Source organism: Kribbella sp. CA-294648 (assembly GCF_050943845.1).
GTDB lineage: Bacteria > Actinomycetota > Actinomycetes > Propionibacteriales > Kribbellaceae > Kribbella.
The window spans coordinates 7,824,915-7,842,941 of the sequence record NZ_CP191981.1 but is presented as its reverse complement, the minus strand read 5'-3'; the positions used below and the strand labels follow the sequence as shown (position 1 = coordinate 7,842,941).

Genomic DNA, 18,027 nt, shown 5'->3' with positions numbered 1-18,027 from the left:
TATGGGTGCTGAGGAACAACTTCCGGCCGGCGTCTTGCTGACGACCGTCGAGGGCCTGTTCGGCTACATGCGCAAGGCGTCGTTGTGGCCGGCAACCTTCGGGCTGGCCTGCTGCGCGATCGAGATGATGACGACCGGTGCCCCGCGCTACGACGCGGCCCGGTTCGGCATGGAGGTCTTCCGCGCCTCGCCGCGGCAGGCCGACCTGATGATCGTGGCCGGCCGGGTGAGCCAGAAGATGGCCCCGGTCCTGCGCCAGATCTACGACCAGATGCCGAACCCGAAGTGGGTGCTGGCGATGGGTGTCTGCGCCTCGTCGGGCGGCATGTTCAACAACTACGCGATCGTGCAGGGCGTCGACCACGTCGTACCGGTGGACATGTACCTGCCCGGCTGCCCGCCGCGGCCGGAGATGCTGCTGGACGCGTTCCTCAAGCTGCACGAGGACATCCAGCAGGGCAAGCTCGGCGCGCACAAGCGGGAACTGCAGGCCGAGCAGGAGGCCGCGGCGCTGACCGCGTCCCCGACTCTCGAGATGAAGGGGCTGCTCCGGTGAGCGATCACCAGCCTGAAAACCTCCCCGCGACCGCGCCCGGTGGCGACGCTCAGACGCCGGCGGCCGAGGTCGTCGACCAGCGCGAGGGCATGTTCGGCGTCCGCGGCACCGGTGACACCTCCGGCTTCGGCGGCCTGCGCCGCCAGGTCGCGCTGCCGGGCGGGTCGGCCAAGCCGTACGGCGGCTGGTTCGACGCCGCCACCGAGAAGCTGGAGAGCCTGGTCGGCGACGGCGCGCTCGAGAAGGTCGTCGTCGCGTACGGCGAGCTGACCCTGCACGTCGCCCGCGAGCGGCTGGTCGAGGTCGCCCAGCACATCCGCGACGACGCCGACCTGCGGTTCGAGTTCTGCTCCGGTGTGTCGGGCGTGCACTACCCGAACGAGACCGGCCGCGAACTGCACGCCGTCTACCACCTGCTCTCGATCACCCACAACCGGCGGATCCGGCTGGAGGTGTCCTGCCCGGACACCGACCCGCACATCCCGTCGATCGTGTCGGTGTACCCGGCCAACGACTGGCACGAGCGCGAGACCTGGGACTTCTTCGGCATCATCTTCGACGGACACCCGGCGCTGACCCGGATCCAGATGCCGGACGACTGGCCCGGCCACCCGCAACGCAAGGACTACCCGCTCGGCGGCATCGACGTCGAGTACAAGGGCGCCGTCATCCCGCCGCCCGACACGCGGAGGTCTTACAACTGATGACCACGACAGACCCGTACGCGACCACTCGCGACACCACCGAAGGCAAGGTCTTCACCGTCACCGGTCAGGACTGGGACTCGGTCGTGTCCGGCCTGGGCGACGAGCCCGAAGAGCGCATCGTCGTCAACATGGGCCCGCAGCACCCGTCCACCCACGGCGTGCTCCGGCTGATCCTCGAGATCGAGGGCGAGACGGTGACCGAGGCCCGCTGCGGCATCGGCTACCTGCACACCGGGATCGAGAAGAACATGGAGTTCCGCTCCTGGACGCAGGGCGTCACGTTCTGCACCCGGATGGACTACCTGTCGCCGTTCTACAACGAGACGGCGTACTGCCTCGCGATCGAGCGGCTGCTCGGCATCGAGGACCAGATCCCGGAGAAGGCCAACGTGATGCGGGTGCTCCTGATGGAGCTCAACCGGATCAGCAGCCACCTGGTCTGCATCGCCACCGGTGGGATGGAGATCGGCGCGCTCACCGTGATGACGATCGGCTTCCGCGAGCGGGAGATGACGCTGGACCTGTTCGAGCTGATCACCGGCCTGCGGATGAACCACGCGTTCATCCGGCCGGGCGGCGTCGCCCAGGACCTGCCGCCGGGCGCGCTGGACAAGATCCGGGACTACATCACCTGGATGAACAAGCACCTGCCCGAGTACGCCGAACTGTGCAACGCGAACCCGATCTTCAAGGCCCGCCTGCAGGACGTCGGCTACCTGGACCTGACCGGCTGCATGGCGCTGGGCATCTCCGGCCCGCCGCTGCGCGCCACCGGCTACGGCCTGGACCTGCGCAAGACCCAGCCGTACTGCGGGTACGAGACCTACGACTTCGACGTACCGACCTGGGACACCGCTGACTCGTACGGCCGGTTCCGGATCCGGTTGCAGGAGATGCACGAGTCGCTGAAGATCGTCGAGCAGTGCGCCGACCGCCTGGCCAAGATGGAGGGCGAGCCGGTGATGGTGGCGGACAAGAAGATCGGCTGGCCGAGCCAGCTGGCCGTCGGCAATGACGGGATGGGCAACTCCCTCGACCACATCAAGCACATCATGGGTGAGTCGATGGAGGCACTGATCCATCACTTCAAGCTGGTCACCGAGGGCTTCCGGGTACCGGCCGGCCAGGCCTACGTGGCGATCGAGTCGCCGCGCGGCGAACTGGGCTGCCACCTGGTCTCCGACGGCGGCACCAAGCCGTACCGGGCGCACTTCCGCGACCCGTCGTTCGCAAACCTGCAGGCGATGCCGATCCTGTGCGAGGGCTCACAGGTCGCCGACGTGATCGTCGCCGTCGCCAGCCTTGACCCGGTGATGGGTGGAGTGGACCGATAGATGGCTGACACAACCGTTCCCTACAGCACAGGCGACTCGCTGATCGGTGAGACCACGATCGCCGAGATGCGCGAGCTGGCCGCCCGGTACCCGGTCGGCCGCTCGGCCCTGCTGCCGATGCTGCACCTGGTGCAGTCGGTCGAGGGCCGGATCACCCCTGAGGGCATCGAGGCCTGCGCGCAGGTGCTCGGCCTGACCGGCGCCGAGGTGTCGGCGGTGGCGACCTTCTACACGATGTACAAGCGCCGCCCGGTCGGCGACTACCACGTCGGGGTCTGCACCAACACGCTGTGCGCGATCATGGGCGGCGACCTGATCTTCGAGCGGCTCAAGCAGCACCTGGATGTCGGCAACGACGAGACCACCGAGGACGGCAAGATCACCCTCGAGCACCTCGAGTGCAACGCCGCCTGCGACTACGCGCCGGTGATGATGGTCAACTGGGAGTTCTTCGACGACATGACGCCGGAGTCGGCGACCCAGCTGGTCGACGACCTGCGCGACGGCACCGAGGTGAAGTCGCCGCGAGGCGCCACGATCTGCACCTGGAAGGAAGCCGAGCGCGTGCTGGCCGGCTTCCCGGACGGCCGCGCCGACGAGGGCCCGACCGGTGGCAAGGCGACGCTGGCCGGTCTGCGGCTGGCTCGCGAGCGCAACTGGACCGCGCCGGAAGGCACCCACTCGCGGAGCAGCAACGGCGCCGCCGCGGAGCAGACCGTTTCCGCCGAGGCCGCTGCCGGACCGCGTCCGGAAGACCAGCCCGGCAAGGAATCCCAGACCGTGCACACCGACGACAGCCGCAAGGAGGACTGACCGTGCTCACTCCCGTGCTGTCCGACAACTGGGATCAGATCCGCTCCTGGCAGCTGGCCTCGTACCAGCGCTCCGGCGGGTACGACGCGCTGCGCACCGCGCTGCGGATGCAGCCGGCCGACGTGGTCACCGCGGTCAAGGACTCCGGCCTGCGCGGCCGGGGTGGCGCGGGCTTCCCGACCGGGATGAAGTGGTCCTTCATCCCGCAGGACAACCCGAAGCCGAAGTACCTGGTGGTGAACGCCGACGAGTCCGAGCCGGGCACCTGCAAGGACATCCCGCTGATGCTCGCCTCGCCGCACACCCTGGTCGAGGGCGTCATCATCTCGGCGTACGCGATCAACGCGAACACCGCGTTCATCTACGTCCGCGGTGAGGTGCTGCACGTCATCCGCCGGCTCCAGCAGGCAGTTGCCGAGGCCAGGGAAGCCGGCCTGATCGGCACCAACATCCTCGGTTCCGGTTACGACATCGACGTCATCGTGCACGCCGGCGCCGGTGCCTACATCTGTGGTGAAGAGACGGCACTGCTCGACTCGCTGGAAGGTCGTCGCGGTCAACCCCGGCTGCGTCCTCCGTTCCCCGCGGTGGCCGGCCTGTACGGCTGCCCCACTGTCATCAACAACGTCGAGTCGATCGCGTCTGTTCCCTCGATCATCAACAACGGCGCCGACTGGTTCGGCTCGATGGGGACCGAGAAGTCCAAGGGCCCGACGATCTACTCGCTGTCCGGCCACGTCACCCGGCCCGGTCAGTACGAAGCGCCGATGGGGATCACGCTGCGGCAGCTGCTCGAGCTGGCCGGCGGGATCCGCGAGGGTCACGAGCTGAAGTTCTGGACGCCGGGCGGGTCCTCGACGCCGCTGCTGACCGCCGAGCACCTCGACGTACCGCTGGACTACGAAGGCGTTGCGGGGGCCGGATCGCTGCTCGGGACCAAGGCGCTGCAGATCTTCGACGAGACGACCTGCCCGGTCCGGGCCACGCTGCGCTGGACCGAGTTCTACAAGCACGAGTCCTGCGGCAAGTGCACCCCGTGCCGTGAGGGCACCTGGTGGCTGGTGCAGATCCTGGAGCGGCTGGAGGCCGGTCAGGGCGACGAGTCGGACCTCGAGACGCTGCTGGACCTGAGCGACAACATCACCGGCCGGTCGTTCTGCGCGCTGGCCGACGGTGCCACCGCGCCGATCACCAGCTCGATCCAGCACTTCAAGGACGACTACCTCGCGCACTTCACGAACGGCGGCTGCCCGTTCGACCCGATGTTGTCCACCGTCTTCGCCACCGCTGGAGCAAATGCATGACGATCCAAGCGAACCCGCCGGCCGGCTCCGAGGTGGAGAAGGTCGACCTGGTGACGGTCACCATCGACGACGTCGAGGTGAAGGTCCCGAAGAACAGCCTGGCGATCCGGGCCGCCGAGCAGATCGGCGTCCAGATCCCGCGGTTCTGCGACCACCCACTGCTCGACCCGGTCGCCGCCTGCCGTCAGTGCCTCGTCGAGGTCGTTGACGCGGGCAACGGCCGGGGGATGCCGAAGCCGCAGACCTCGTGCTCGCTGACCGTTGCCGACGGCATGGTCATCCGGACCCAGATCTCCTCGCCGGTGGCCGACAAGGCCCAGCAGGGACAGATGGAGTTCCTGCTGATCAACCACCCGCTGGACTGCCCGGTCTGCGACAAGGGTGGCGAGTGCCCGCTGCAGAACCAGGCGATGACGAACGGCCGGGGCGAGAGCCGCTTCCACGAGGTGAAGCGGACCTACCCCAAGCCGATCAACATCTCCGACCAGGTGCTGCTGGACCGCGAGCGCTGTGTGCTCTGCGCCCGCTGCACCCGGTTCTCGATGCAGATCGCCGGTGACCCGTTCATCGAGCTGCTCGAGCGGGGCGCGTTGCAGCAGGTCGGCATCTACGAGAAGGAGCCGTTCGAGAGCTACTTCTCCGGCAACACGATCCAGATCTGCCCGGTCGGCGCGCTGACCAGCGCGGCGTACCGGTTCCGGTCCCGGCCGTTCGACCTCGTCTCGGTGCCGTCGGTGGCCGAGCACGACGCGTCCGGTGCGGCGATCCGGGTCGACTACCGGCGCGGCAAGGTGATGCGCCGGCTGGCCGGTGACGACCCCGAGGTCAACGAGGAGTGGATCTCCGACCGTGACCGGTTCGCGTTCAACTACGCGAACACCGGTGACCGGCTGACCCACCCGCTGATCCGCGAGGACGGCGAGCTGCGGGCGGCTTCCTGGCCGGAGGCGCTGGACTTCGCGGCGAAGAAGCTGTCCGCCGCGCGGGGCAACGCCGCCGTACTGACCGGTGGCCGGCTCACGCTGGAGGACGCGTACGCGTATTCGAAGTTCGCGCGGGTCGCCCTCGGCACGAACGACATCGACTTCCGGGCCCGGCCGCACTCGCCGGAGGAGGCCGACTTCCTGGCCGCCGCGGTGGCCGGTACTGGTCTCGGCACGACGTTCGGCGACCTGGAGAAGGCCGGTTCGGTCCTGCTGGTGGGCTTCGAGCCCGAAGAGGAGTCGCCGTCGGTCTTCCTGCGGCTGCGCAAGGGCGTCCGTTCCAACGGCACCAAGGTGTTCACCGTCGCGCCGTTCGCGTCGCGCGGAGTGGAGAAGCTGTCGGGCGTCGTCGTCCACAGCAGCCCGGGCACCGAGGCCGCAGTACTGAACGATCTTCGTGGTGCGGGTGAGGCCGGCGCTGCTGCGCTGGACGCGCTCGGTGCCGACTCGATCATCGTCGTCGGTGAGCGGCTCGCTTCCGTCCAGGGCGCGTACTCCGCCGCGCTGCGGCTTGCGCTGGACACCGGTGCACAGCTGGTCTGGATCCCGCGTCGCGCGGGTGACCGCGGTGCGCTCGAGGCCGGTTGTCTGCCCGGTCTGCTGCCGGGCGGTCGCCTGGTGACGGACCCGGCCGCGCGGGTCGACCTGCAGGCCGCTTGGGGCGTCGAGAACCTGCCCAGCACAGTCGGCAAGGACGCGAGCGAGATCCTCGCCGCGGCCGGAACGCTGCAGGCACTGGTTGTCGCGGGTGTCGAGATCGACGACCTGCCGGACCCGACGGCCGCACTGGCCGCACTGGAAGCCGCGCCGTTCGTGGTCAGCTTCGAGGTTCGCAACTCGCAGGTGACCGAGCACGCCGACGTCGTCTTCCCGGTCGTTCCGCCGGCGGAGAAGAGCGGCACCTTCGTGAACTGGGAAGGTCGGGAGCGGCCGTTCCCGGTCGTGCTCAAGGTGCCGACCGCGATGCCCGACGTCCGGGCACTGGCCGCGCTGGCACAGCAGATGGACTCCTCGCTCGGCTTCAGCACTCCGGCCGGGGCGAAGAAGGAGTTCGACGAGCTCGGCCGCTGGGACGGCGACCGGGCCGGCGAACCGACGTACCAGCCTGGTCCTGCGCTTGGCGCGTTCGACTCGACCCGGCTGGCGACCTGGCGGATGCTGATCGACGACAGCCGGGGCAACGACGGTGAGCCGCACCTGGTCGCGACCGCCCGCCGGCCGGTGGCGCGGATCTCGCAGACCACGGCCCACCGGGTCGGCGTGAACGACGGTGACGAGCTGGTGGTCAGCACCGACGCCGGTTCGATCCGGCTGCCGGTGGTCGTCACCGCGATGTCCGACAACGTCGTGTGGCTGCCGACCAACTCGGCCGACTCGCACGTCAGACGCTCGCTGCACGCAGATCACGGCTCGATCGTGACGATCGCCGGAGGGAACGCATGATCTCGCTCGCTGTGCCGATGGCACCGCCGCCGGACGCCGGGGTCGGCAACGACCCCTGGTGGGTGGTCGGCCTCAAGGTGCTGCTGGTCTTCGTCTTCCTGGTCGTGCTGACCCTGTTCAACATCTGGCTGGAACGCCGCGTGGTGGCCCGGATGCAGCACCGGATCGGCCCGAACGTGCACGGCCCGTTCGGTCTGCTCCAGTCGCTGGCCGACGGTATGAAGCTGATGTTCAAGGAAGACCTGATGCCGAAGGGCGTGGACAAGTTCGTCTACGTCGCGGCGCCGGTGATCGTGTCGATCCCGGCCTTCCTGACCTTCGCGGTGATCCCGTTCGGGCCGACGGTGAAGATCCCGTTCACCGACACCTACACCCGGCTGCAGATCACCGACCTGCCGGTCTCGGTGCTGTACGTGATGGCGATCGCGTCGATCGGCATCTACGGCATCGTGCTCGGCGGCTGGTCCTCGAACTCGACGTACTCGCTGCTCGGCGGTCTGCGCTCGAGCGCGCAGATGATCTCCTACGAGGTCGCGATGGGCCTGGCCCTGGTGACCGTGTTCCTGTTCGCCGGCTCGATGTCCACCTCGGAGATCGTCGCCGCGCAGGGCTCGCACCAGACGCTCAGCCTGTTCGGCGCCGACATCCCGATCCCGGGCTGGTACGCCGTCCTCCTGTTCCCGTCGTTCGTCATCTACGTGATCTCGATGATCGGCGAGACCAACCGGGCGCCGTTCGACCTGCCGGAGGCCGAGGGCGAGCTGGTGGCCGGCTTCCTGACCGAGTACTCGTCGATGAAGTACGCGATGTTCTTCCTGGCCGAGTACATCAACATGGCGACGGTGTCCGCGCTGGCCACCACCTTGTTCCTGGGCGGCTGGCGGGCGCCCTGGCCGATCTCGGTCTGGGACGGCGCGAACGAGGGCTACTGGCCGGTGCTGTGGTTCGTCACGAAGATGATGGGCTTCATCTTCTTCTACATCTGGCTGCGCGGAACGCTGCCGCGACTGCGCTACGACCAGTTCATGAAGCTGGGCTGGAAGATCCTGATCCCGGTCTCGCTGGGCTGGATCCTGCTGGTCGCCACCGTGCGTGCGATCGGCCGCGAGGTCGACGTCCAGCGCAACTACCTGCTGATCGCGGCCGGGGTGATCGCGCTGATCGCGGTGATCACGATGTTCCTGCCGCAGAAGAAGACCGACTCCGACGAGCCGGTGGCCGACGAGGACTTCGACGCGTTCGCCGGGGGCTTCCCGGTGCCGCCACCCCTGGTCGATACCACCAGCCGAAGCGAAACCGATGTTCGCAGCAAGGAAGGAAGCCGTGGCTAGCGTCAAAGAGTCCCTCTGGGATCCGGTCGCCGGGTTCGGGGTCACCTTCCGGACGATGTTCCGCAAGGTGTTCACCGAGCAGTACCCGTTCGACAAGAAGCCGACCGCGCCGCGGTTCCACGGCCGGCACCAGCTGAACCGCTGGCCCGACGGCCTGGAGAAGTGCATCGGCTGCGAGCTGTGCGCCTGGGCCTGCCCGGCGGACGCGATCTACGTCGAAGGTGCCGACAACAACGACGGCGCGGACGACGGCTCCGCCCGGTTCTCGCCGGGTGAGCGCTACGGCCGCGTCTACCAGATCAACTACCTGCGGTGCATCCTGTGCGGACTCTGCATCGAGGCGTGCCCGACCCGGGCGCTGACGATGACGAACGAGTACGAGCTGGCCGACCGCAGCCGCGAGTCCCTCATCTACGAGAAGAAGGACCTGCTGGCACCGCTGCTGCCGGGCATGCAGGAGCCGCCGCACGAGATGCAGCTCGGCAAGTCCCAGACCGACTACTACCTGGGGCTGACCGGCGCGGCCGTCGTACCGGAGAGCGCTTCGGTCCACCCGGAGAGCTCGCTCAAGGGTGGTGCTGACCAGTGATCGGTCTCGTCACCGGCGGCCAGGTCGCGTTCTGGATGCTGGCCCCGGTCATGGTGCTGGCCGCGATCGCGATGATCCTGGTCCGCAAGGCCGTGCACTCGGCACTGCTGCTCGCCACCGTGATGATCTGCCTCGCGATCCAGTACGCCGCGCAGGACGCGCCGTTCCTGTTCGCGGTCCAGATCATCGTCTACACCGGCGCGATCCTGATGCTGTTCCTGTTCGTCCTGATGCTGGTCGGCGTCGATGCGTCCGACTCGCTGGTGGAGACGATCCGCGGTCAGCGGGCGCTGGCCGGGCTCGCCTTCCTCGGAATCGCCGTCCTGCTGGTCTTTGCCGTCGGCAACGCGAAGTACGGCGACCCGATCGGGCTCGGCCAGGCGCAGCCGGACGGGAACCCGAAGGGGATCGCGCAGCTGCTGTTCGGCAAGTACGTGTTCGCCTTCGAGGTCACCTCGGCGCTGCTGATCACCGCCGCGATGGGCGCGATGATGCTGGCCCACCGCGAGCGGCTGACCAAGAAGCTGACCCAGCGCGACCACGCCGAGGAGCGGATCCGCAAGTACGCCGAAGGTGGCGTGCACCCCGGTCCGCTGCCGACCCCCGGTGTGCTGGCCCGGCACAACGCCGTCGACACGCCGGCGCTGCTGCCCGACGGCTCGATCGCACCGACCTCGGTTTCGCGGGTGCTGCAGGCACGTGGCACGGTGTTCCCCGAGACCGAGGAGCGCGCCGACGTCGACCTGGTCCGCGAGATCAGTGACGGCGACGCGGGCGACGAGGTCCCGCCGGAGCCCACCGGCACGGACCTGACCGGATTCGCCGAAGGAGACCAGAAGTGACGACGGAGCCTTACATCGTCCTTTCGGCGATCTTGTTCAGTATCGGCGCGCTCGGCGTGCTGGTACGGCGCAACGCGATCGTCGTCTTCATGTGTGTGGAACTGATGCTGAACGCGACCAACCTCGCGTTCGTCAGCTTCGCCCGCCAGCACGGCAACCTCGACGGCCAGATCGCCGCCTTCTTCGTGATGGTGGTGGCCGCGGCCGAGGTCGTGATCGGCCTGGCGATCATCATGGCCATCTTCCGCACCCGTCGTTCGGCCTCGGTCGACGACGCCAACCTGCTCAAGTACTGAGGTCGATCACCGATGAGTCATGAGCTGACGTGGCTGCTGGTCGCGATCCCGGCGGTCTCCGCGGCGATCCTGCTGCTTGGTGGCAAGGCCACCAACGCGTGGGGTCACCTGCTGGGGACCGCGGCGTCGCTGGCCTCGTTCGTCTGCGGGGTCCTGCTCTTCTTCCAGATGCAGGGGCTGCACGACGAAGAGCGGTCCGAGACGATCAAGCTGTTCGAGTGGTTCTCGGTCGGCAGCGTGCACGTGGACGTGACGTTGCTGGTCGACCAGCTGTCCATCCTGTTCGTGCTGCTGATCACGGGTGTCGGGTCGCTGATCCACATCTACTCGATCGGCTACATGGCCCACGACCCCCGGCGCCGGCGCTTCTTCGGGTACCTGAACCTGTTCATCGCCTCGATGCTGCTGCTGGTGCTGGCCGCCGACTACCTGCTGGTCTTCGTCGGCTGGGAAGGCGTCGGCCTGGCGTCGTACCTGCTGATCGGGTTCTGGCAGCACAAGCACTCGGCCGCGACCGCCGCGAAGAAGGCGTTCGTGGTGAACCGGGTCGGTGACATCGGCCTGTCGCTCGCGGTGATGAGCATGTGGGCGCTGTTCGGCTCGTCGGCCTTCACCACGGTGAACGCCGGTGCCGAGGGGATGTCGAGCACCTGGGCGACGCTGGTCGGCCTGATGCTGCTGCTGGCGGCCTGCGGTAAGTCCGCGCAGGTGCCGCTGCAGTCCTGGCTGCTGGACGCGATGGAGGGCCCGACCCCGGTCTCGGCCCTGATCCACGCGGCCACCATGGTCACCGCCGGCGTCTACCTGGTGGTCCGGTCGAGCGCGATCTTCGAGCACACCGAGGTGGCCTCCACCGCGGTCGTCATCGTCGGTACCGTGACCGCGCTGGCCGGTGCGATCATCGGTTGCGCCAAGGACGACATCAAGAAGGTGCTGGCCGGCTCCACGATGAGCCAGATCGGGTACATGATGCTGGCCGCCGGTCTCGGCCCGGCCGGCTACGCGTTCGCGATCTTCCACCTGCTCACCCACGGCTTCTTCAAGGCCAACATGTTCCTCGGCGCCGGCTCGGTGATGCACGGCATGAACGACGACGTGAACATGCGCCACTACGGCGCGCTGCGGACGTCGATGAAGATCACCTTCGCCACCTTCGCCTTCGGCTACCTGGCCATCCTCGGCGTACCACCGTTCTCCGGGTTCTTCAGCAAGGACAAGATCATCGAGGCGGCGTTCTCGGAGAACCTCGTGGTCGGGCTCTGCGCGCTGCTGGTCGCCGGGATCACCGCGTTCTACATGACCCGGCTGATGCTGATGACGTTCTTCGGCAAGAAGCGCTGGGCCGAGGACGTGCACCCGCACGAGTCCCCGGCCGTGATGACCGTGCCGTTGATCATCCTGGCCGCGCTGTCACTGGCCGGTGGCGCGCTCTACTTCGCCGGCGACTGGATCGGCCACTGGCTCGACCCGGTGGTCGGGCACGAGGAGCACCACCCGCCGATCGCGGTGTGGGCGCTGATCGCGATCACCCTGACAGTGGTTGCCATCGGCATCGTCATCGCGGTGCTCCGGTACCGCCGCGACATCCCGCGCGAGGCGCCCGTCCGGGTCTCGCCGGCCACCACCTTCGCCCGCCGTGACCTGTACGGCGACGCGCTGAACGAGGCGGTCCTGATGCGCCCGGGCCAGTACCTCACCCGGACGCTGGTCTGGCTGGACAACCGTGGAGTTGACGGTCTGGTCAACGGCCTGGCCGCGCTCTTCGGCGGGCTGTCCGGCCGGATGCGCCGGTACCAGACGGGCTTCGTCCGTTCCTACGCACTCAGCATGGTCTTCGGCGCCGCATTCGTGGTCGTCGCCCTCCTCGCGGTGAGGTTGTCGTGAAAATCGGTTGGCTGACACTGCTCCTGCTCCTGCCGTTCGCAGGCGCCCTGGTGACGATGGCGGTGCCGAAAGCCAAGGCACTGCTGTCCAAGCAGGTGGCACTGGCGTTCTCCCTCGTCACGCTCGCACTGACGGTCGTGATCGCGGTCGGCTACCACCAGAACGGTGCTGCCGACTACGAGGAGAACTACACCTGGATCAAGGCCTTCGGTGCGCACTACGCGCTCGGCCTGGACGGCGTCGGCATCGTCTTGGTGGTGCTCACCGCACTGCTGACACCGATCGTGCTGATCGCCTCCTGGAACGACGCGAAGACCGGTCGCTGGAGCGAGAAGTCCTTCTTCGCCTGGATCCTGGCGCTGGAGGCGCTGTCGCTCGGCGTCTTCGCCGCCACCGACGTGTTCCTCTTCTACGTGCTGTTCGAGGCCACGCTGATCCCGATGTACTTCCTGATCGGCGGGTTCGGTGGCGCGCAGCGGTCGTACGCGGCGGTGAAGTTCCTGCTCTACTCGCTGCTCGGCGGTCTGCTGATGCTGGCCTCCGTGGTCGGCCTGTACGTCATCTCGGCCAAGAGCGGCGAGCCGTCGTACCTGCTGGCCGACCTGGTCAAGCTCGACCTGAGCCAGAACACCGAACGCTGGCTGTTCCTCGGCTTCTTCTTCGCCTTCGCGGTGAAGGCGCCGATGGTGCCGTTCCACACCTGGCTGCCGGACGCCGCCGCCGAGGCGACCCCCGGTACGTCGGTGCTGCTGGTCGGCATCCTGGACAAGATCGGCACCTTCGGGATGATCCGGTTCTGCCTGGGCCTGTTCCCGAACGCGTCCGAGTGGGCCACCCCGGTGGTCCTGGTGCTCGCCCTGATCAGCGTCCTGTACGGCGCGCTGGTGGCGATCGGCCAGACCGACATCAAGCGGCTGATCGCCTACACCTCGATCTCGCACTTCGGCTTCATCGTGATGGGCATCTTCGCGCTCACCTCGCAGGGCCTGACCGGATCGACGCTGTACATGTTCAACCACGGACTCTCCACCGCGGCCCTGTTCCTGGTCGCCGGGTACCTGATCTCGCGCCGCGGTTCGGCCCGGATCGCGGACTACGGCGGGGTGGAGAAGGTGGCTCCGGTACTGGCCGGCACGTTCCTGTTCGCCGGTCTGTCCAGCCTGGCGCTGCCGGGGCTGTCGCCGTTCATCTCCGAGTTCATGGTGCTGGCCGGGACGTTCAGCCGGCACAAGGTGATCGCGGTGATCGCGGTCCTCGGCATCGTGCTGGCCGCGCTCTACATCCTGATCATGTACCAACGCCTGATGACAGGGCCGGTCCGCGACGGGGTCGAGAAGCTCAAGGACCTGAACTTCCGTGAGGTGTTCGCGATCGCACCGCTGGTCGTGCTGATCATCGGCCTGGGCATCTACCCCAAGCCGGTGGTCGACATCATCAAGCCGGCCGTTGAGTCGACGATGCAGCGTGTGGGCGTCACCGACCCGGCTCCGCAGGTTCCCGTGACGGAGGGACAGAAGTGAGTGCAGTGCTGATGGCGCAGGTGCTGCCGCTGGCAGACTTCGTCGCCCCGAAGATCGAGTACAACGAGCTCGCACCACTGCTCGTCGTCTTCGGCGCGGCCTGTGTCGGCGTCCTCGTCGAGGCGTTCCTGCCGCGCGCGCTGCGGCACATGGTCCAGCTGGGCATCGTGCTGGTCGCGCTGCTCGGTGCCGGTGTGTGGACCGTGCAACTGATGACGGAGAAGAAGGAACTGATCGCGGCCCAGGGCGCCATCTCGGTGGACGGCCCGGCGCTGTTCACCTGGATCACGCTGCTGGCGCTGACGCTGATCAGCGTGCTGCTGTTCGCCGAGCGCTCGGTCGACGGCGGGCTGTCCGCGTTCGCCGGCCAGGCTGCCGCAGTACCGGGCAGTCAGGCCGAGCGGGACGGCACCGCGGCCAAGGTCGAGCACACCGAGGTCTTCCCGCTGACGATGTTCGCGGTCGGCGGCATGATGCTGTTCGCCTCGGCCAACGACCTGCTGATCCTGTTCGTCGCGCTCGAGGTCTTCTCACTGCCGCTGTACCTGCTCTGTGGGCTGGCGCGCCGTCGCCGGCTGATCTCGCAGGAAGCCGCGATGAAGTACTTCCTGCTCGGCGCCTTCGCCTCGGCCTTCCTGCTCTACGGCATCGCGCTGCTCTACGGGTACGCCGGGACGATGTCGCTCGGCGGCATCTCCGACGCGCTGGCCACCAAGACCGGTGGCGACGCGATCCTGCTCGCCGGTACCGGCCTGATCGCGGTCGGCCTGCTGTTCAAGGTCGGCGCGGTCCCGTTCCACTCGTGGACGCCGGACGTGTACCAGGGTGCGCCGACGCCGGTCACCGGGTTCATGGCGGCCTGCACCAAGATCGCCGCGTTCATCGGGCTGATGCGCGTCTTCTACGTCGCGCTCGGCGGCAGCCGCTGGGACTGGGCGCCGATGATGTGGGTGGTCGCCATCCTGACCATGGTGGTCGGCTCGATCGTCGCCATCACCCAGACCGACGTGAAGCGGATGCTCGCCTACTCGTCGATCGCGCACGCCGGCTTCCTGCTGACCGCGTTCGTCGGTCTCGCGCAGGCCGGCAGCGGGGTTCGCAGCGGCAGCATCACCTCGACGCAGGCGGTGCTGTTCTACCTGGTCTCCTACGGGTTCGCGACCATCGGTGCCTTCGCGCTCGTCACGCTGGTCCGCGACGCGGGCGGCGAGGCGACACACCTGTCCCGCTGGGCCGGACTGGGCAAGAAGTCGCCGCTGCTGGCCGGCATCTTCGCCTTCTTCCTGCTGGCCTTCGCGGGCATCCCCCTGACGTCGGGCTTCACCGGCAAGTGGGCGGTGTTCACCGCGGCCTGGACCGGTGGCGCGTGGCCGCTGGTCGTGGTGGCGGTGCTGTGCAGCCTGGTCGCCGCGTTCTTCTACGTCCGCGTGATCGTGCTGATGTTCTTCTCCGACCTGCCGGCTGACGCGCCGGACGTGGCCCTGCCGGGTTGGCAGACCACGACCGCCGTCGCCCTGGGTCTGGCCGCCACGGTCGTGCTCGGTCTGGTTCCCGGACCGGTGCTCGACCTGGCTGCCCGCGCGGGTGAGTTCATCCGGTGACTCCCTCACCGCTGCCGGCCGAGAGCCTGGGATTCGCGTTCGCCGACGAGGCGCTCGAGTCCCGGGTTCGTGCTGGGCTGGAAAGGGTCGAACAGGCGCTGCGGGACTCCGCGCAGTCCGAGGCCCCGTTCGTCACCGAGGCGGCCCAGCACGTGATGGTTGCCGGCGGCAAGCGCTTCCGGCCGTTGCTGACCCTGCTCGCCGCTGAGCTCGGCCCGGACGCGGGAGCGCCCGAGGTGGTCGATTCGGCCGTGGTGGTCGAGCTGACCCACCTGGCCACGCTGTACCACGACGACGTGATGGACGAGGCCGCGTTGCGTCGCGGCGCGGACAGTGCGAACGCCCGCTGGGACAACTCGGTCGCCATCCTGACCGGCGACTGGCTGTTCGCCCGCGCGTCCGACCTGGTCGCGTCACTCGGCCCGGAAGCGGTCCGGATCCAGTCGCGCACCTTCGGCCGGCTGGTCGAGGGACAGATCCGGGAGACCCTCGGCGTGACCGAGGGCGATGACCCGCTCGCGCACTACCTGTCGGTGGTCGCGGACAAGACCGGCTCGCTGATCGCCACCTCGGCGCTGTTCGGTGCCCGGTTCGCCGGTGCGTCGGCCGAAGTACAGGAGACGGTCCGGGCCTTCGGTGAGGAGATCGGCCAGGCGTTCCAGCTGGCCGACGACATCCTCGACGTGATGTCCGAGGAGTCGGGCAAGACGCCCGGGACGGATCTGCGCGAAGGGGTCCCGACCCTGCCCGTGCTGATCTTCCGCGCTCAGGCCGATCCGTCACAGGAGGCGGACGCGCGGCTGCTCGAGCTGCTCGACTCCGACCTGAGCGATGACGCCCGGCTGGCCGAGGCCCTCGGCTTGCTGCGCGCCCACCCGTCGCTGCAACAGGCCGAGGACGACGTCCGCCGCCGCGCCAACGACGCCCGCAAACTCCTCGAGGACCTCCCGCAGGGGCCCGGCCGCTCGGCCCTCGAATCCCTTTGTGACCTGGTGGTCACGCGCTCCGTCTAGTTCTTCTGAGTTCTTCTGGCTCTCGGGCCGAAGGTGATCTTGGCCAACTGGTTCGCTTGGTCGCGGGTCAGGATCACCGCCGAGGCGGCACCGGGAACCACTCGGCCCGGGGTGGTTTTCGCCAGATCTCGTAGTACTGGCCACCTGCGGCTGTGGGTGGCCATGCTGCCTTCCCGGACGACCCGGGCTCGTGCTTGCTGACCGAGCCGGGCGACGTCCGCCGGTACGTCGAGCATGATCAGGTGGACCGGCCGTTGTGCGAGTCGGGCTGCTCGGCCGATCAGTTGCCTGACCAGGGGTTTGGTCGCGCAGTCGTGGATCACCAGCGGGCCGGGGGTGCGGATCTCGCGGAGTACGAGCGCGTAGTAGGCCAGGTGGAGTGCTGGGCGCCAGACAGCGTACGGGACGGCACGCAGTACTGGCTTCCAGCGGTCGCGGAGGTGTGCTGAGTCGAGGATCCGTACGTCGTCGTCGCTAGGCTCGGTGAAGAGCCGCCGGAGCAAGGTGCTCTTGCCGGCGCCGGGGATGCCGGCGAGGACGACGATCGAGTCGGCCGGATAGTGCAGTTTGGTGGTGCCCGGGTCATCGCGGTCAGCGCGGACACTCGGTGAGATCAGCAACGCGGTCACGGGGAGCCTCCTTCGGCGTTCTCCCCATGATGACCGGCGCCGCTGAGAGCGCGATGAGAATCGGCTGAGGACTCTGCCCTACCTGGTCCTGCTGGGGCCTACTGGCTTTGGCGGCTGGTCCAGGTGGGGCTGTTGACGTAGTGGTTGTCGTAGAGGTCGCTGGTGGTGGCGAGCACGGACGGGTCGGTGTCGCCGCGGTACACGCCTTCCAGCAAGCGGTAGTAGTCGAACCGCGGCTTGGCGTGGGTGAGGACGAAGAGTACTTCGGCGTCCGTCGTACCGGCTGCTTCGAAGGCGTGGGCGGTGTTCGGCGGTACGACGAGGAAGTCGCCCTGGTCGAGCGTGATCAGGTCGTCGCCGGTGAGGACGCGGAGGCTGCCGTTGAGGATGTAGAAGAGTTCGGAGGCTTCACGGTGCAGGTGCGGGGGAGCGCCTTCCTTGCCAGGCTTGAAGATCGAGCGGTGGCTGGTGAGGTGCCCGTCGGTCGCCGTGGTGTCGGCGAGCAACGTAACCCCACTGGCCTCGAGCACCTCGGCACCGGCCCTGCGGATGAGGACGGTCATGGTCTATCTCCTTTAGTTGTGGATAGCAAATATCCAGAATCTTGTGTTTGCTGTTGTTTTGCAGGGGATTTTCAGGACTTCAGGTTGGCGAACCAGCGCCGGGTGTTCTCGGCGGTCTGCGGGTAGGTGGCCTCGACCTCGGCCGCCAGATCGGCGATGGTCTGACCGGCGAGCTCGCGTCGATAGGTGAGCTCGGCCTTCCGCATCGCCTGCGAGACCAGGCAGATCCTCCGGTAGTCAGCCTTGGGATCGGCGCCCGGCCCGGCCTTGAGAATCTCGGTGCACCGGAAGGCCTCCTCGGCCCCGTCGATCGCGACCACCACATCGAGCAGGCTGATCTTGTCAGCCGGCTTAGCCAACTGAAACCCACCCTTGGGCCCGGAGGTCGACGAGAGAATCCCCGCCCGAGTCAGCGCCTGAAGCTGCTTGTTGAGGTACGCGGTCGGCAAGTCGTAAAACGCGGCCAGCCGCTTGGCAGTCACAGCCTCCCCAGGAACAAAACACAAATTCACACAACTGTGCACCGCCCACTCCACCCCCTCGTTCATCTTCATAACCTAGATACTAGATATCCAGAATACCTCTGTCAACCAGTACGGCATACGCCCCCGCCCCGGGT

The 18,027-nt window shown here is 67.9% G+C and carries 17 protein-coding genes; 14 read left to right on the top strand and 3 right to left on the bottom strand.

The features are described from left to right. Position 1 precedes the first annotated feature (1 nt). From ACQPYM_RS37445 to ACQPYM_RS37380, 14 genes are read left to right on the top strand one after another with little or no spacing between them, the layout of a single operon-like run. Positions 2-556 (top strand): NuoB/complex I 20 kDa subunit family protein, encoded by a 555-nt coding sequence (locus ACQPYM_RS37445; RefSeq protein ID WP_360278434.1) that lies wholly within the window; start codon positions 2-4, stop codon positions 554-556. Beyond that, positions 553-1,260 (top strand): NADH-quinone oxidoreductase subunit C, encoded by a 708-nt coding sequence (locus ACQPYM_RS37440; protein ID WP_433010551.1) that lies wholly within the window; start codon positions 553-555, stop codon positions 1,258-1,260. The genes ACQPYM_RS37445 and ACQPYM_RS37440 overlap by 4 nt, the downstream gene beginning before the upstream one ends. Beyond that, positions 1,260-2,597, top strand: coding sequence for an NADH-quinone oxidoreductase subunit D (locus ACQPYM_RS37435; protein ID WP_433010548.1), 1,338 nt, complete (start codon positions 1,260-1,262; stop codon positions 2,595-2,597). Before ACQPYM_RS37440 ends, ACQPYM_RS37435 begins: the two co-directional genes overlap by 1 nt. After that, positions 2,598-3,410, top strand: coding sequence for an NADH-quinone oxidoreductase subunit NuoE (nuoE, locus tag ACQPYM_RS37430; protein ID WP_433010545.1), 813 nt, complete (start codon positions 2,598-2,600; stop codon positions 3,408-3,410). A 2-nt stretch (positions 3,411-3,412) separates the two neighbouring features. Next, positions 3,413-4,714: an NADH-quinone oxidoreductase subunit NuoF gene (gene nuoF, locus ACQPYM_RS37425; RefSeq protein WP_433010542.1), complete on the top strand. Its 1,302-nt coding sequence runs from the start codon at positions 3,413-3,415 to the stop codon at positions 4,712-4,714. Then, the gene (locus tag ACQPYM_RS37420) at positions 4,711-7,140 is read left to right on the top strand and encodes an NADH-quinone oxidoreductase subunit G (protein WP_433010539.1); all 2,430 of its coding nucleotides are present in this window, start codon (positions 4,711-4,713) and stop codon (positions 7,138-7,140) included. The genes nuoF and ACQPYM_RS37420 overlap by 4 nt, the downstream gene beginning before the upstream one ends. Continuing rightward, positions 7,137-8,471 (top strand): NADH-quinone oxidoreductase subunit NuoH, encoded by a 1,335-nt coding sequence (nuoH, locus tag ACQPYM_RS37415; RefSeq protein ID WP_433010536.1) that lies wholly within the window; start codon positions 7,137-7,139, stop codon positions 8,469-8,471. The genes ACQPYM_RS37420 and nuoH overlap by 4 nt, the downstream gene beginning before the upstream one ends. Then, a complete protein-coding gene (gene nuoI / locus ACQPYM_RS37410) occupies positions 8,440-9,060 on the top strand; it encodes an NADH-quinone oxidoreductase subunit NuoI (protein WP_433010534.1) in 621 nt (206 codons plus the stop codon). Before nuoH ends, nuoI begins: the two co-directional genes overlap by 32 nt. Next, the gene (locus ACQPYM_RS37405; protein WP_433010531.1) at positions 9,057-9,902 is read left to right on the top strand and encodes an NADH-quinone oxidoreductase subunit J; all 846 of its coding nucleotides are present in this window, start codon (positions 9,057-9,059) and stop codon (positions 9,900-9,902) included. The genes nuoI and ACQPYM_RS37405 overlap by 4 nt, the downstream gene beginning before the upstream one ends. Further along, positions 9,899-10,198, top strand: a complete 300-nt coding sequence (gene nuoK, locus ACQPYM_RS37400; protein ID WP_012923844.1) for an NADH-quinone oxidoreductase subunit NuoK — start codon at positions 9,899-9,901, stop codon at positions 10,196-10,198. The genes ACQPYM_RS37405 and nuoK overlap by 4 nt, the downstream gene beginning before the upstream one ends. 12 nt (positions 10,199-10,210) lie before the next feature. Then, positions 10,211-12,082 carry an NADH-quinone oxidoreductase subunit L gene (nuoL, locus tag ACQPYM_RS37395; protein WP_433010527.1) on the top strand — a complete coding sequence of 624 codons (1,872 nt, stop codon included), beginning with the start codon at positions 10,211-10,213 and terminating at the stop codon, positions 12,080-12,082. A gap of 56 nt (positions 12,083-12,138) precedes the next feature. Then, positions 12,139-13,602 carry an NADH-quinone oxidoreductase subunit M gene (locus ACQPYM_RS37390; protein WP_433023464.1) on the top strand — a complete coding sequence of 488 codons (1,464 nt, stop codon included), beginning with the start codon at positions 12,139-12,141 and terminating at the stop codon, positions 13,600-13,602. 11 nt (positions 13,603-13,613) lie between these two features. Then, positions 13,614-15,203 carry an NADH-quinone oxidoreductase subunit NuoN gene (gene nuoN, locus ACQPYM_RS37385; protein ID WP_433023462.1) on the top strand — a complete coding sequence of 530 codons (1,590 nt, stop codon included), beginning with the start codon at positions 13,614-13,616 and terminating at the stop codon, positions 15,201-15,203. Then, positions 15,200-16,216, top strand: a complete 1,017-nt coding sequence (locus tag ACQPYM_RS37380) for a polyprenyl synthetase family protein (protein WP_433010524.1) — start codon at positions 15,200-15,202, stop codon at positions 16,214-16,216. The genes nuoN and ACQPYM_RS37380 overlap by 4 nt, the downstream gene beginning before the upstream one ends. Here the strand turns inward: ACQPYM_RS37380 and ACQPYM_RS37375 are convergent. From ACQPYM_RS37375 to ACQPYM_RS37365, 3 genes are all read right to left on the bottom strand, one after another. Next, a complete protein-coding gene (locus tag ACQPYM_RS37375) occupies positions 16,213-16,845 on the bottom strand; it encodes an AAA family ATPase (RefSeq protein WP_433010521.1) in 633 nt (210 codons plus the stop codon). The two genes, ACQPYM_RS37380 and ACQPYM_RS37375, sit on opposite strands and share 4 nt — an antisense overlap. Positions 16,846-16,943: 98 nt before the next feature. Then, entirely contained in the window at positions 16,944-17,408 is a 465-nt protein-coding gene (locus tag ACQPYM_RS37370) for a cupin domain-containing protein (RefSeq protein ID WP_433010518.1), read from the bottom strand. A 71-nt stretch (positions 17,409-17,479) separates the two neighbouring features. Further along, complete coding sequence (locus ACQPYM_RS37365) at positions 17,480-17,962, bottom strand: RrF2 family transcriptional regulator (RefSeq protein WP_433010515.1); 483 nt, start codon at positions 17,960-17,962, stop codon at positions 17,480-17,482. Between the last annotated feature and the right edge of the window lie 65 nt (positions 17,963-18,027).

What these genes read in the sequence shown, in the direction of transcription:
- nuoE (WP_433010545.1), top strand. Translation starts at nt 2,598, where the DNA reads ATGGCTGACACAACCGTTCCCTACAGCACAGGCGACTCGCTGATCGGT.
- ACQPYM_RS37420 (WP_433010539.1), top strand. Translation starts at nt 4,711, where the DNA reads ATGACGATCCAAGCGAACCCGCCGGCCGGCTCCGAGGTGGAGAAGGTC.
- nuoL (WP_433010527.1), top strand. Translation starts at nt 10,211, where the DNA reads ATGAGTCATGAGCTGACGTGGCTGCTGGTCGCGATCCCGGCGGTCTCC.
- ACQPYM_RS37365 (WP_433010515.1), bottom strand. Translation starts at nt 17,962, where the DNA reads ATGAAGATGAACGAGGGGGTGGAGTGGGCGGTGCACAGTTGTGTGAAT.
- ACQPYM_RS37445 (WP_360278434.1), top strand. Translation starts at nt 2, where the DNA reads ATGGGTGCTGAGGAACAACTTCCGGCCGGCGTCTTGCTGACGACCGTC.
- nuoH (WP_433010536.1), top strand. Translation starts at nt 7,137, where the DNA reads ATGATCTCGCTCGCTGTGCCGATGGCACCGCCGCCGGACGCCGGGGTC.
- ACQPYM_RS37435 (WP_433010548.1), top strand. Translation starts at nt 1,260, where the DNA reads ATGACCACGACAGACCCGTACGCGACCACTCGCGACACCACCGAAGGC.
- ACQPYM_RS37390 (WP_433023464.1), top strand. Translation starts at nt 12,139, where the DNA reads ATGGCGGTGCCGAAAGCCAAGGCACTGCTGTCCAAGCAGGTGGCACTG.
- ACQPYM_RS37370 (WP_433010518.1), bottom strand. Translation starts at nt 17,408, where the DNA reads ATGACCGTCCTCATCCGCAGGGCCGGTGCCGAGGTGCTCGAGGCCAGT.
- nuoN (WP_433023462.1), top strand. Translation starts at nt 13,614, where the DNA reads ATGGCGCAGGTGCTGCCGCTGGCAGACTTCGTCGCCCCGAAGATCGAG.
- nuoI (WP_433010534.1), top strand. Translation starts at nt 8,440, where the DNA reads ATGTTCGCAGCAAGGAAGGAAGCCGTGGCTAGCGTCAAAGAGTCCCTC.